Annotated in this window: 9 protein-coding genes; 5 read left to right on the forward strand and 4 right to left on the reverse strand. The window is 71.0% G+C overall.

Translation table 11 applies throughout. From position 1 onward, the window contains the following. Positions 1 to 192 precede the first annotated feature (192 nt). Positions 193 to 2,187 (forward strand): hypothetical protein, encoded by a 1,995-nt coding sequence (locus tag ACFVXC_RS02125; protein WP_389900583.1) that lies wholly within the window; start codon positions 193 to 195, stop codon positions 2,185 to 2,187. A 36-nt stretch (positions 2,188 to 2,223) separates the two neighbouring features. Here the strand turns inward: ACFVXC_RS02125 and ACFVXC_RS02130 are convergent, their stop codons facing one another. After that, the gene (locus ACFVXC_RS02130; RefSeq protein ID WP_389900585.1) at positions 2,224 to 4,281 is read right to left on the reverse strand and encodes a phosphocholine-specific phospholipase C; all 2,058 of its coding nucleotides are present in this window, start codon (positions 4,279 to 4,281) and stop codon (positions 2,224 to 2,226) included. A gap of 272 nt (positions 4,282 to 4,553) precedes the next feature. Further along, positions 4,554 to 6,719: an RNA polymerase recycling motor ATPase HelR gene (gene helR / locus ACFVXC_RS02135; protein ID WP_389900587.1), complete on the reverse strand. Its 2,166-nt coding sequence runs from the start codon at positions 6,717 to 6,719 to the stop codon at positions 4,554 to 4,556. A gap of 281 nt (positions 6,720 to 7,000) precedes the next feature. On the opposite strand from helR, the gene ACFVXC_RS02140 reads away from it, so the two are divergent. Then, complete coding sequence (locus ACFVXC_RS02140; RefSeq protein WP_389900589.1) at positions 7,001 to 8,251, forward strand: serine hydrolase domain-containing protein; 1,251 nt, start codon at positions 7,001 to 7,003, stop codon at positions 8,249 to 8,251. 9 nt (positions 8,252 to 8,260) lie between these two features. Further along, entirely contained in the window at positions 8,261 to 8,947 is a 687-nt protein-coding gene (locus tag ACFVXC_RS02145; protein ID WP_389900591.1) for a TetR/AcrR family transcriptional regulator, read from the forward strand. Between the two features lie 15 nt (positions 8,948 to 8,962). Here the strand turns inward: ACFVXC_RS02145 and ACFVXC_RS02150 are convergent, their stop codons facing one another. Further along, positions 8,963 to 9,436, reverse strand: a complete 474-nt coding sequence (locus ACFVXC_RS02150; protein ID WP_389900593.1) for a carboxymuconolactone decarboxylase family protein — start codon at positions 9,434 to 9,436, stop codon at positions 8,963 to 8,965. A gap of 95 nt (positions 9,437 to 9,531) precedes the next feature. Next, positions 9,532 to 12,147, reverse strand: a complete 2,616-nt coding sequence (locus ACFVXC_RS02155) for a glycoside hydrolase family 3 protein (RefSeq protein ID WP_389900595.1) — start codon at positions 12,145 to 12,147, stop codon at positions 9,532 to 9,534. Positions 12,148 to 12,522: 375 nt separating this feature from the next. Between ACFVXC_RS02155 and ACFVXC_RS02160 the strand changes: the two genes are divergently transcribed. Next, entirely contained in the window at positions 12,523 to 13,458 is a 936-nt protein-coding gene (locus ACFVXC_RS02160; RefSeq protein WP_389900597.1) for an NADP-dependent oxidoreductase, read from the forward strand. Continuing rightward, a complete protein-coding gene (locus ACFVXC_RS02165; RefSeq protein WP_389900599.1) occupies positions 13,455 to 14,198 on the forward strand; it encodes a GNAT family N-acetyltransferase in 744 nt (247 codons plus the stop codon). The genes ACFVXC_RS02160 and ACFVXC_RS02165 overlap by 4 nt, the downstream gene beginning before the upstream one ends. Positions 14,199 to 14,226 lie beyond the last annotated feature (28 nt).

The following is a 14,226-nucleotide window of genomic DNA, read 5'->3' on the forward strand; positions in this document are numbered from 1 at the left end:
ACGACGGACTCACCGGGGTCTTGTTCCAGCCATCACCGACTTCACCGAGTTCGTCCGCAAAACGCCGGGCGGGCCGAGCCCGGAAGCGAACCTCGAAGCGATCACAGGTGCACACCCCCGGCTCGCGGGCGGGATTTGACGCTCTCCTGTTCTCGGCGGCAGGCTCGGTCGACTCACGGGGAGGACACCACAATGGAATCAGCACGTGCCGCGAGAGACCGGCAGGTCGTGGTCGCTCAGGTCGCGGGGCCGTTCATCGAGTCGAACCGCCCGCGAACCGTCTTCGCACCCTGGTGGATGCCGCCGCTGACAGGCGTCGTCGCGGGCCTGCTCGCGTACGTGAGCGCCGACGACACCCTCGTCCGTACGCTGGTTCCGCTCGGCGCGGCCCTGCTCGGCTGGCTGCTCGGCGCCGCCTGGCCCCGCCTGAGGGCGCGTACGGTCTGGCGGTTGAGCGGCGCGGGCCTCCAGCGGCTGGGCGGGGGCCGGGCCACGACGACGTACCCCTTCTCGCGGGAACACCCCCTGCTGCTCAGCGCGATGGCGCTCGAAGTGCGCGCCCCCACCGACTACGGCTCGACGAAGGTCGGCAACCTCTGCGCGATGGGCCTGGAGGACATGGCCATCGCCATGTTCCCCTTCTGGGTCACCACCCGGCGACTGGGCGCCCCGCTGCGGCTCTTCGACGGTCCTGGCGAGCCGGAGGGCAACGCGGTAGCCCGTGAGGCGGGTTTCTCACGGCGCGAGGCGGCGCTGCTCGCGGCGTCGGCCGAGGGGCCGCTGCCCGCCCAGGCCGTCGGCCCCGTCGAACTCTCCCGGCCCGAACCGGAGGTCCGCTCGCGGAAGTTGGGGCGCCGGATCGGCTTCTGCGTCGTGGGGCTCGTCGGTCTCGGCGCGGTCATCGCGCCCTCGGACGACAGCATCGAGGGGCGCGTGGCCCTGATCGCCTCGCTCGCCACGGTGGTCCTGGTGTGGGCCGCCGGTTCCTTCTACCGTGTCCTGCGCACCCCGCCCGCACACTGGACGGTGAGCCCGCAGGGTGTCACCGCGCGCGACCCGTGGTTCGGCACGACGGAGCTGCCCGCGTCCGCGATCGCCGGGATCGTGCCCACGGAGCTCACCCGCGAGAGCGGCGACGGCAAGGCCAGCGTCTCGCTCATCATGCAGTTCTACGGACACGACCTGGCCCTGATCGGCACCTCGCACTCGGGCGCCGTTCCGCCGGACGAGCTGCTTGCCGTGCTCCGCTCGCGCGGCTACCGCGTGATCCAGGACCAGCGGCGCAACAACGCCTACGACGTGGACCCGAACTTCCTGCCGCACCAGGTGCTGCCCGAGGCGCGGTTCACGCTCGGCATCGACCACGTGGGCTGGGAGGGCGAGCACGGCGCGCTGCGCATCCCGCGCACGGAGATCGGCGGCCTCGAACTGCACACCCGCTCCGGGCATCCATGGCTGCGGCTGCGTGGCACGGAGGGCGAGGAACTGCTGCACGCGCCGCTCGGCGCGCTGCGGGTCTCGCGCAGTGAACTGCGGGACCAGGCTAGGGCGTTGGGCTATCCCGTGAGCGATCCGGAGCGCGACGCGTACGAGTCGGCGGCGTTCGCGGGCCTCTCGGCGGCCTCGGTCCAACCGCCTTCGGCCCATCCCGCGTACGCGCCGGCCGCCGGCCCGGCAACGGCGGCCGCGGCTGCCGCTCCCGCCGCCGAAGTGACCGTGGGCATGCCCGGCGCCACCCGCAAGTGGTACTACATCGCCGGTGTGGCCGCCGGTGTCGTCGTCATGGGCGTGCTCGCCTTCAAGCTGCGCTATCTCTTCGACAGCGGCCTGAGCTGGGCGGCCTGGGGCGTTCCCGCGGGCGCGGCGGTGGGCGCGCTCTGCGCCTTCGTGTACGACCGGCGCCGCCCCGCACTCGTCCTGGGCGGGCACGGCATCCGCATGGCCGCCGAGGGCGGCCGGGGGAAGGCCGAGTGGCAGCACGCGCGGCCGTCGATCGGCGGTGTGGGCGTCGACGACCACGACGACAGCGTCGAGACGCTTCTCGTCTGGTCGCCGACGGGCCAGGTCATCCGCAAGGAGAGCCTGAACGTGCCCGACCCCGAGGAGCTGCGGATCGCGTGCGAGCGGACCGGACTGCCGTGGGGGCGGCCGGACCTGGGGGCGTGGGGACCGCCGCCGGAGCTGTAGTCCGACGGCGGCCCTCCCTCACCAGGGATCGACGTGTCAGGCGGAGACGATCGCGGGGTCGCTGACCCCGGTCCGGCCGTTCTCCACGTGCCCGGCGAAGCGTCGCAGGAAGGTTTTGTCCGCGTCGGACTTCACCGTCACGTCGTACCAGCGCTTGCTCTTGCGCAGATCGACGGTGTGCTTGACGGTGCCGCCCGCCTTCACCTTGAACGTCTGGGCGGCGCCGCCGTAGGAGTTGGACACGCTGAGGTTGACGTCGGCGCTGCCCGCGTTCTTCAGGGTGAGCACGAGGTTGCCGGTGGCCTTGTCGTGGCGGGCGGTGACCTCGGGTCCCGCGGTCTTGCCGGGTCCCTTGAAGACGCGCAGGAAGCCGTTCGGGCCGAACACCGACAGGTCGTACGCGTCCTTCGAGTACGCCGTGTTCCAGGTGTCGGAGATCTTCTTTCCGGCCTCCGTGGTGTACGTCCAGGGGCCGTCCGTGCGGTTGTTCGAGCGGACGTGGAAGCAGGCGCCGGCCGCTTCACCGCCGCTGAACGTGAGCGTGAACTTGCCGTCGGCGGGCACTGCCGTCCCGTCCACCAGCGGGACGTACGGCAGCGGGCGCGAGGGCCGCGAGCCCGACTCCTGCTTGGGCAGGGACGCCTTCGCGGGCGCCTTGGGCACGTAGTCGGGGTGGCGCTTGTTGTCCGGGGGCTCGTAGGCGTCGGTGTCCGGCATCTCGTCCGGGTTCATGTCCTTGCCGCCGAAGTCGAAGGCGGAGGTCAGGTCACCGCAGATGGCGCGGCGCCACGGCGAGATGTTGGGCTCCCGGACGCCGAATCGCTTCTCCATGAACCGGATGATCGACGTGTGGTCGAAGACCTCGGAGTTCACGAACCCGCCGGTGCTCCAGGGCGAGACGACGACCATCGGGACGCGCTGGCCGAGGCCGTAGTGTCCGGCGGCGTACTTGGCGTCGCCCGGGAAGTAGTCGAGCTTCGTGTCGACGGTGGACAGACCCTGGTCGGCGGAGGACGGCACGTACGGCGGGACGACGTGGTCGAAGTAGCCGTCGTTCTCGTCGTACGTGATGAACAGCGCGGTCTTGCTCCACACCTCGGGGTTGGAGGTGAGCGCGTCCAGGACCTGCGCGATGTACCAGGCTCCGTAGTTCACCGGCCAGTTGGGGTGCTCGCAGAACGCCTCGGGCGCGGCGATGTAGGAGACCTGCGGGAGCTTGTCGGCCTTCACGTCGGCCTTCAGGAGGTCGAAGTAGCCGTCGCCCGCCTTCACGTTGGTGCCGGTGCGCGCCTTGTCGTAGAGGGGGTCGCCGGGCTTGGCGTTGCGGTACTTGTTGAAGTAGAGCAGCGAGTTGTCGCCGTAGTTCCCGCGGTAGGCATCGTCTATCCAGCCCCAGTGTCCGGCCGCGTCCAGGCCGTCGCCGATGTCCTGGTACACCTTCCAGGAGACCCCGGCCTGCTCAAGACGCTCGGCGTACGTCGTCCAGTCGTAGCCCGCCTCCTGGTTGCCGAGGACCGGACCGCCGCCCTTGCCGTCGTTGCCGACGTGACCGGACAGCATGTAATAGCGGTTGGGGTCCGTGGCCCCCATGAACGAACAGTGGTAGTCGTCGCAGACGGTGAACGCGTCGGCGAGCGCGTAGTGGAACGGAATGTCGTCGCGCGTGAGGTACGCCATCGTCCGCTCGGACTTGGCGGGGATCCAGTTGTCGTACTTTCCGTTGCTGAAGGCGCTGTGGCCGCCGGCCCAGTCGTGGTCGAGACCCGCGATGAACTGCATGCCGAGGTCCTCGGCGTCCGGATGGAAGGGCAGCACTTCTTTACCGCCGCCGGATTGGTTCCAGACGGGTTTTCCGCTGGGCAGGGTCACCGGGCGCGGGTCGCCGAAGCCGCGTACGCCCTTCATCGTGCCGAAATAGTGGTCGAAGGACCGGTTCTCCTGCATCAGGACGACGACGTGCTCGACATCCTCGATGGAGCCGGAGCGGCGCTGGGCGGGCAGGGCGGCGGCGCGGGAGATGCTCTGCGAGAGCGACGCGAAGGCCGCGGTGCCGCCGGCGAGTTGCATGAACCGGCGCCGATTGAGTTCTGGCATGAGTGGATTCGACCTCGTCATGTGTGGTGTGGGGGACGTGAGCGCGTGAAGTGTTTCAAGGGGAGCAAGGATCAGGGAAGGGGCTGTGACCTTGATGTGAAGAGAAGTCCAACCCTTGGTGGGAAGGACACAAGCCCCGACCTTATGAGGTCATCCACCACGCATTGGGCACATATGTTCCCGACATGCCCGCCTTGCCCCCGCACCACTCGATGGCACGCTCGGCCCCGTCCCGGCGGCCGAGCGCGGGCGCACCTCTTCAGCCGCCCTCGTCAGCTGGTGAGGACGACCAGCTGCCGGGTCGCGCGGGTCATCGCGACATAGCGGTCGACCGCTCCTTCGATGCCTTCACCGAAGGCGTCGGGGTCGACGAGGACAACCAGGTCGAACTCCAGCCCCTTCGCGAGCTGCGGAGTCAGCGAACGGACGCGGGTCGTCGCCCGGAAGGCCGGGTCGCCGATGACACACGCGGTCCCGTCGGCGTTGGCGGCGAGCCAGTTGTCAAGGACCTGGTCCAACTCCGCGACGGATCCATGGATTACGGGGATGCCGTTGCCGCGGACGGAGGTCGGCACGTTGGCGTCCGGGAGCGCGGCCCGGATGACCGGCTCGGCCTCCGTCATGACCTCTTCCGGCGTCCGGTAGTTGACGCTCAGGGACTCCACCTTGACGCGGTCGAGCCCGATCCGCCCGAGGCGCTCCTGCCACGACTCCGTGAACCCGTGCCTGGCCTGCGCGCGGTCACCGACGATGGTGAAGCTCCGGGACGGGCAGCGAAGGAGCAGCATCTGCCACTCCGCGTCGGTCAGCTCCTGCGCCTCGTCCACGACGACGTGCGCGAAGGGCCCCGCGAGCCGGTCCGGGTCGGCGGGCGGCAGTTCGGACTCGTCGACCAGGCTGACCTGGGCGTCCTGACCGCGCAACATCGTCACCAGACCTTCACCGTCGTCACCGTCCGCCCCAGAAGCGGCCGCGGCGTCGATCAGGTTGTCGACGACCTGCGCCATTTGCTCGCGCTGGGCGGCGAGGACGGCCTCCCGGCGACGCTTCCGCCGGGCCGCCTCCGGGTCGCCGAGCCGCTGTCGCGCCGCGTCCAGGAGCGGCAGGTCCGACACCGTCCAGGCCTGGGGCGCGTCCTTGCGCCGCAGCTTGCGCGCCTCGTCCTGGCTGAGCCAGGGGGCACACATCCGCAGGTAGGCGGAGTTCGACCAGAGGTCACCGACGAGGTCCGCCGCTTCGAGCAGCGGCCACGCGTGGTGCAGGGTGGTGACCAGCTCCTCGTCGTGCCGCAGCGACCGCTCGAAGAGCTCGCCGGGGACATCGCCGTCGAGCTTCTCGAGGAGGATCGCGACGAGTTCCTCCCAGACCTGCTCGCGCGCTTCATTGTGCGCGGTGCCGCGTCCCGCCGCGTCGAACGCCTCGGCCCAGTCGTCGGCGCTCAGCCAGACGTCGGCCCAGTCGGTCGAGACCGTCATCCCCTTGGTGGGCGGCTCCTCATAGAACCTGACAGCCTTCTCGATCGCCTTCACCATGTCCGCGGACGACTTCAGAAGGGCGACCTCCGGGTCGGCCTCGGCCCCCGCGTCCGCTCCCTCGGTCACGAGGTCCTGCAGGACGCAGGTCCGCACGCCCTCCTCCCCGAGGCTGGGCAGGACGTCGGCGACGTACGACAGGTAGGGCCGGTGCGGGCCGACGAACAGCACGCCGCCGCGGCTGTGACCGAGGCGGGGGTCGGAGTAGAGAAGGTAGGCGGAACGGTGCAGGGCGACCACGGTCTTGCCCGTGCCGGGACCGCCGTCGACGACGAGGGCACCGCGGGACCCCGCGCGGATGATGGCGTCCTGGTCGGCCTGGATGGTGGAGAGCACGTCGCGCATCCGGGACGACCGGTTGCCGCCCAGGCTGGCGATGAAGGCGGACTGGTCGTCGAGCGCGGCGTGCCCCTCGAGACCGTCGGCGGTGAACACCTCGTCCCAGTAGTCGCTGATCCGGCCGCGGGTCCAGCGGTATCTTCGGCGGCTCGCCAGGCCCATCGGGTCGGCGTGGGTCGCGGCGAAGAAGGGCTCGGCGGCGGGGGCGCGCCAGTCGAGCAGCAGCCGCCGTCCCTCGCTGTCGGTGAGGCCGAGCCGTCCGATGTACACGGGCTCGGGGTCGTCCGCGCCGACGATGTGCCCGAGGCACAGGTCGAGACCGAAGCGGCTCAGGGCGCGCAGGCGCCCGGTGAGACGGTGGATCTCCAGATCCCGGTCCATGGCCTCCCGGCCCATGCCGCCGGGTGCCTTGCGCTGCGCGTCGAGGCGGTCGGACACCTCGGCGATCGCCTGCTCCAGGCTCAGTTCGATGGCCGCGAAGTGCTGCTCGTCGTGGGCGATCAGCGTCGGGTCGGCCTTGGGGGCGAGGTGGGCGGGAAGGTCGAACGCGGACAGCAGCGCAGGCACTGAGTGGATCTCCCGTTTCGGCAGGTGGCGGCTTCGGCCTGCGATTGTGCGGCACCACGGGGGCCTTGCCGCAAGCCCCCCGGTGCGCTATAAGTTAAGAGTGGCAAGGAGTGGGAACACCTCCTTGCCTTTCTTTTTTCTCCCTCATTCCCCCCTCCTCTCCTCCCTTCCCCTCCCCTCCCCCCTCCCCCTGTCTGCTGCTGCGCTCTAGGTGCCGTGGGCAACCATGCGCGAGGATGTGGCGGGTCGGCGCTTCCAGCGAACGAGGAGAGTCACGAGTCATGACCGCACGCATCCATGGCACCTGTGCCCCCGGCTTCGAGGGCGTACGCGAGGAGTTCGAGCGGAACTTCACCGAGCGCGGCGACCTCGGGGCGTCCGTCGCGGCCACGGTCGACGGGGAGTTCGTCGTCGACCTGTGGGGCGGTGACGCGGACAAGACGGGCACACGCCCGTGGGAGCGCGATTCGCTGGTGAACGTGTACTCCACGACCAAGGGCATGACCGCGCTGTGCGCACACCTCCTTGCCGACCGGGGCGAACTCGATCTGGACGCGCCGGTCGCCCGCTACTGGCCGGAGTTCGCCCAGGCCGGCAAGGCGGACATCCCCGTGCGCTGGCTGCTGAGCCACCGTTCCGGGGTGATCGCACCGCACGACCCCATGACGTCCCAGGACCTCTACGACTGGGAGAAGGTGTGCGGGGCGCTGGCCGCGACACCGCCGTGGTGGAGGCCGGGTTCGGCGCAGGGGTACCACGCGCTGAGCTTCGGCTATCTGGTCGGTGAGGTCGTCCGGCGGATCACGGGCGTCTCGCTCGGTACGTTCCTGCGGAGCGAGGTCACGGAGCCGCTGGGAGCCGATGTCTACGTAGGCACCCCTGAGAGCGAGCACGCCCGGTGCGCGAACATGGCGAAGCCGCTCACTGCGGACGGTCCGCGCAGCGCGCTCGGCTCCGCTCCTCCGCCCGCGCCGCCGGTGAAGTCGATCGACGACCATCCGATGGCCGCCGCCACGCTGGCCCTGCGGTATCTGCCCGTCGGCAACGTGAACACCGCGGCCTATCGGTCCGCCGAGATCCCCGCGGCCAATGGGCACGCGTCAGCGCGGGGTCTCGCGACGGTGTACGCGGCACTGGGAGGCGGGCGGCTGCTGAGCGCCTCGGCGCTCGAGCGGCTCAGGACTCGCCAGGGGCAGCCCGACGAGCCGGACCTGGTGCTCGCGGCGGGGACGGCGTGGGGTGAGAAGTGGGAATGGGGGCTCGGCTACATGCTGAACCTGTACGGGCAGGCCGGACCCAATCCGCGGGCCTTCGGGCACGGGGGCGCCGGCGGGTCCTACGCGTTCGCCGATCCGGAGAACCGGGTCTCCTTCGCGTACGTGATGAATCAGATGGGCGGCGGGACGTCGGGGGAGGATCTGCGGAGCGTGCATCTGGTGGGGGCGCTGTACCGGGGGCTGAAGCAGGAGGGTCGGCGAGGGCGGGGTCAGGAGGTTCCGGCGAGGCCCGGAGCAGGGACCCGGGGAACGTAATCTGCCCCCATGGAGCAGCCCACCCCCCGCCACCGCCCGTCAGGGCAGTACGCCGCCGCCGACCCGCGCAGAGCGGCCATCATCGACGCCGCTCTCGTGCTCTTCGCCAAGGCGGGATACCTGAACTCGTCCCTGGCGAAGATCGCCGCGGAAGCGGGCACCTCCGCCACCGTCATCACCCACCACTTCGGCTCGAAGCGGCGCCTCCTGATGGCGGTCCTCGAAGCCCGTGAGGACCGCACGGTCCGTACGTTCGGACGGCTCGCCCCCGGCTCCGGTCCGGGTTCCGGCGACGACGTGCGCGCGCTGTTCCGGGAGGTCCTCGCCCTCGCCGCGTACAACCTCACCCAGCCGGGGCTCATCGAGCTCTACACCAGGCTGTCGGCGGAGGCCGGTGATCCCGCGCACCCGGCGCACGCCTACTTCGCCGAGCGGTACGAGCGCGTCGCGGGTTTCCTCGCCTCCGCGCTGCGACGGTCGCTCGACAAGGGGCAGTTGAGGACGGGCATCGACCCCGAGAGCATCGCCCGCGAGATCCTCGCCGTCTCCGACGGACTCCAGGTCCAGTGGGCCGTCGCCGAAGGGCGCCTGGACTTCGTCGGGTTGTACCGCGCCCATCTGGACCGGCTCGCCCAGGCCCTCACCGTGGACGGCAAGGGCCTGGCTGAGCCGACCGAGGCGGAGCGGCTCCTCTAGTAGGCCGTCACGCCATCATCCGAACTGGCCGACCTTGTAGTCGCCCGCGGGCTGCTGGTTGATGACGTTGAGGCGGTTGAAGGCGTTGATGACGGCGATCTGGGTCACCAGGGCGGCGAGTTGGTCCTCGTCGTAGTGCTTGGCGGCGTTCGCCCACACCGCGTCGCTGACACCGCCCGCCGCGTCCGCGATGCGCGTGCCCTCCTCCACCAGTTCAAGGGCGGCGCGCTCGGCCTCGGTGAACACCGTGGCCTCACGCCAGACGGCGACGAGGTTGAGGCGCACCGAGGTCTCCCCGGCGTGCGCGGCGTCCTTGGTGTGCATGTCGACGCATCCGGCACAGCCGTTGATCTGGCTGGCACGGAGCATCACCAGTTCGCGCGTCGCGGCCGGCAGAGTCGACTCCCTGAGCTCCATGCCCGCGGCGATGATGTGCTTCATGGCCTTGGCCGCGACCGGCTTCGACATGAGGTTCAACCGAGCTTCCATGGTGCGCTCCTGTGTCGTCGGTGCTGGTTACACACCTAGGACGAATCAGCCCCACCGGCTGTGACACGACCGAAGGTGACGTACGCCACCTGCCGCTAGTGCCCCGCCCCGGTCAGCCGGATGTCGCGCGACGACGACCCGACGTACACCGCGCGCCGCCCCTCGGGGCGCACCCAGCGGGCCCGGTCCGTGTCCCAGTACGACAGCCGCCGCTCGGCGACCCGCACCGTGACCCGGCGCGACTGCCCCGCGCGCAGTTCGACGCGGTCGAAGCCCGCCAGCGTCTTCACGGCCATCTCGACACCGGCACCGCGCGGCGCGCCCACGTACACCTGCGGGACCTCCGCACCCGTGCGCCGCCCCCGGTTGGTCACCGTGAACGACACCTCGTAGCCCGCGCCCGCCCGGCGCACGGACAGGTCGCGGTAGCCGAACTCCGTGTAGGACAGGCCGTGTCCGAAGGGGAAGAGCGGCTCGATGCCCGCCTTGTCGAAGCCGCGGTATCCGGTGAAGATGCCCTCGCTGTACGTGACCACTCCGTCGACGCCGTAGTAGCGCTCGGGGTGGGCGGGGTCCAGGGTGGGGTGGTCCGTGTCCTTCTTCGGCCAGGTCACCGTGGCCTTGCCGCCCGGGTTCGCCCGGCCCGTGAGGAGGTCGGCGGTGGACCAGCCGCCCTCCTGGCCGACGTAACCGGTGTGCAGGATCGTGCCGACCTCGCGGCGCCACGGCATCGTCGCCGGGCAGCCGGTGGTGAGGACGACGACCGTACGCGGGTTGGCCTCGGCGACCGCGGTGATCAGCTCGTCCTGGTGGGCGGGGAGCGTGAGCGTGGTGAAGTCGCCGCCACCGCCGACCGAGCCGCCCGAGCCGTTGAAGGCGAAGACGACCGGGGTGTGGACGCGCCGGGCCAGCCTCGCCGCGGCGGCGACGGACGCGGCGCGCCGAGCGGGCGTCACCCAGGCGAACCGCACCTGGACCGGGCCGCGTTCGGCGATGGTCGCGGCCCAGCCGGTGGCCTTCACGACGACCCGGTAGGACCTGCCGCCGGTCAGCTCGACGGGCTCGGCCTGTCCGTTGTCTAGGCCGTCGGTGGTCGGGACGATCGAGGACCACTTGCGGGCGAAGCTGTCGCGGGCGCCCGCCGCGGCCGTCAGCTCCTTGCCGTCGAGGCTCAGCGAGACCGCCGCGCCCCAGCCCTGGATCTTGAGCGCGTACTCACCGCTGGTGGGCGGCACGAAGGTGCCGGTCCACTCGGCCGTCGTGCCGACGGGGAGCGCCTTGTCACCGACGAAGTCGACCGTCCTGTCGGTGCCGACCGTCGTACTCGTGCCGCCGCCCTTGCGCGTCAGGCCCTCGGGGAACGCGGACGCGGGCACTGCCGTGCCGGTGAGGTCCACGCCGACCTCGTACCCGATCTTCCGCTTGGTACTGCGGCGCAGTGCGTCGAGCGGGCTGATCAGGCGCTCCTCGAAGCCGTACGCGCGCTCGCCCGAGACCGAGGTGGCGACCTGGCCCGCGGTCGGGCCGATGAGCGCGAGGTCGCACAGCGCGGCGTGCGACAGCGGAAGGCCGCCGTCGTTGGCGAGCAACACCGCGCCCTGCGTGGCGACTTCGCGGGCGACGCGGGCGCCTGCCCTGACGTCGATCTTCTTGCGCGCGGGGACGCGGCTGCCGTCGAGCATGCCGAAGGCGTCGTACCGGCCCAGGATGCGGGAGACCGCGGTGTCGAGAGCGCTCTGGGGGATGGAGCCGTCCTCGATGGCCTTCTTCAGGGGCTCCCCGTAGAACGAGCCGTCCCACATCTGCATGTCCTGCCCCGCTTCGAGCGCGGCCGTGGAGTGGGTGGCACCCCAGTCGGAGGTGACGAAGCCCCGGAAGCCGAGTTCGCCGCGGAGGATGTCGGTGAGGGTGGTGCCCTGCTCGGAGTTCCACTCGCCGTTCAGGTGGTTGTACGCCGACATCACCGAGGCCACTCCGGCGCGGACCACGGCCTCGAAGGCGGGCAGGTACAGCTCGTGCAGGGTGCGGTCGTCGACGACGAAGTCGTAGGAGTTCTCCGGCTTCTCGCGGTCGAACTCGTGCAGGCGCTGGTTGTTGGCGAGGAAGTGCTTCGCCTGGGCGAGCATGCCCTGCGCCTGGACGCCCTCGACCTGGGCTGCTCCGATCAGGCCGTTGAGGTAGGGGTCCTCGCCCGACTGATCCTTGTTGCGGCTGAAGAAGGGCGTGCGGGAGAGCTCGATCTGCGGGGCGAGCAGTACGTCCATGTCCAGGGTGCGGCCCTCGCGGCCCATGACCTCGCCGTACTGGCGGGCGAGGTCGAGGTTGAATGAGGCGCCGAGCGTCGCGACCGGCGGGAGGCCGGTCGCGGACTTGGTGACGTTCACGCCCGCGGGGCCGTCGGTCAGGCGCAGTTCCGGTATGCCGAGGCGCTCGATGCCGGGCAGGTATCCGGCCTGGCCCAGTCTTCGCGGGTCGGTGGCGCCGTGGACGAGGCTGATCTTCTCGTCGAGGGTGAGGCGGGCGATGAGCCCCCGGACGCGGCGCGTGGCGGCGGCCACGCCCGGGGAGGCGGTGCCGGTGCCCGGGGCGGCGGCCCCGGTGGCCGAGGCGGGGGTGGCGGCAGCGATCGGGCCGGCGGTGGCCACGAAGGCGAAGGCGGCTGCGGTGCCGCTCAGTTGCTTCATGAGTTCACGACGTGTGGTGGCAGGCATGGCGAAATGGCCTCCGAACGCGGCTCTGGGCGTGCCGAACCGGGTCGGCGACGCCAAGAGCTGAATGCGTCATCCGCGCCAGTGCGGTTTACGGGGCCTGAGTCTTGATTGGTTGAACACTTAAGGTCAAGGCTCGCGTCAGCAAAACTTTTCCGGGTGTTCAGTTTTGTGGTGACGGCTGGGAGCGGCCGTGTCGACGGCTGGGAGGCTCGTGTCGGCAGCCGGGAGGGGTCGTTGTCCGCGTCTGTCATTGCGACCTCGTGAACGCCGCGTCGAGCAGGGAATAGAAGGGCGATCATGGCCGTCGTCCAAGGTGTCACCCACAAGGTGACACCCACGTCGATTCATGGTTCACGGTTCGAAGCGAGGGAGCACATGTCCAAGGCGTACGTATTCACCCGGTTCGGCGGCCCCGAAGTGGAAGCCTTCGTCGACCAGGACCCGCCGGAGCCGGGTCCTGGCCAGCTCTTGGTCGCGGTGCGGGCGGCAGGGGTCAACCCGGTCGACTGGAAGCTGCGGGCGGGCAAGCGGAGGCCGGGGGCGCCGCCCGCCGAGTTCCCCGAGGTGCTCGGCAGCGAGGTGGCCGGCGTGGTCGAAGCGGTCGGCACGGGGGTCGAAGGCTTCGCGGTCGGCGACGCGGTGTTCGGCAACCCGGACACCGGCGCCTACGCCGAGCACACCCTCCTGCCCGCTTCCCTCACCGCGCACAAGCCGGAGGGCCTGACCTTCACGGAGGCCGCCGCGCTGCCGGTCGCGGCGGCGACGGCGTACGACGGTGTACATCAGCTGGCTCTGCCCGCCGGGGCGACGCTGCTGATCACCGGGGTCGGCGGCGGTGTGGGGGTGGCCGCGGCGCGGTTGGCGCGGCACCTCGGGATTCGTGTCGTGGGCACGGCGAGCGTGGGCAAGAAGGACTTCGTCGAGTCCCTGGGTGCGGTGCATGTGCCGCCGGGGCCCGATCTGGCGGACCGGGTGCGGGCGGCCGCGCCGGGCGGTCACCTCGACGCGGTCTTCGACCTGGTGGGCGGCGAGGATCTGGTGGCGGTGGCGTCTCTCCTGCCACTTCCCGACCGCGAGGGGAAGCTGATCACGGCTGCGGCCAAGGAGACGGTTGCGGAGCTCGGCGGGGTGGCGGTCGCGCGGGCGCGGACCAGTGAGGTTCTGGACGCGGTGGCGGAGCTCGCCGCCGACGGAGTGCTGCGTCCCCAAGTGACGGCGACGTATCCGCTGGAGCGGGCCGCCGAGGCGCTGCGTGCGGTGGAGGGCGGGCACGTGCGGGGCAAGGTCGTCATTGAGGTGGGGGCGGCATGAGGACGGCCGGCGTTGAGACCCGGAGCAGTGCGGAGCCCCAGGAGGACCGGCACCCCCTGGACAACCCCGCCTACGCCGCGTTGAACGGGCCCCATGCCCGGTTCGCCGAGCGGCGGGGGCGCGTGGTGCGCTACCAGTCGGACGTGTCGCCGTGGCTGGGTCTGCCCGATGCCCCGGAGGCGGGTGACTGGGCGGATCTCGCCGCGCTCGCGGGGCCCGGTGTCGAAGTGCCGCTGCCGGGTGTGCGGGTGGCCGTGCCGGAGGGGTGGGAGGTGACGTTCGATATGAAGGGCGTGCAGTTGGTGGATGACGGCGTCGCGGCGGCGCCGGATCCGCAGGCCGTGCTGCTCGGGGCGGACGACGTGCCGGAGATGCTAGATCTGGTCGCGCGCACACAGCCCGGTCCGTTCCTGCCGCGCACCGTCGAGCTCGGCACGTACCTCGGCATACGTCGCGGGGGCGCGCTGGTCGCGATGGCCGGGGAGAGGTTGCGTCCGCCGGGGTGGACGGAGATCAGCGCGGTCTGCACTGATCCGGCCCACCGGGGGGAGGGGCTTGCGACGCGGCTGATCCTGGCGGTGGCCGACGGGATCCGCGCCCGCGGGGAGACACCGTTCCTGCATACGTCGGCGCGGAACACGGATGCCATCCGGTTGTACGAGTCGCTGGGGTTCCGGCTGCGGCGCAGGACGAGGTTTCTGGCGGCTCGGGTGCCGGTGGGAGGGGCGGTGGTGGGCTGAGGGACGGGTGGAATGAGGGACGGGTGGG

The sequence above is a fragment of the Streptomyces sp. NPDC058257 genome (assembly GCF_042881845.1).
Lineage (GTDB): Bacteria > Actinomycetota > Actinomycetes > Streptomycetales > Streptomycetaceae > Streptomyces.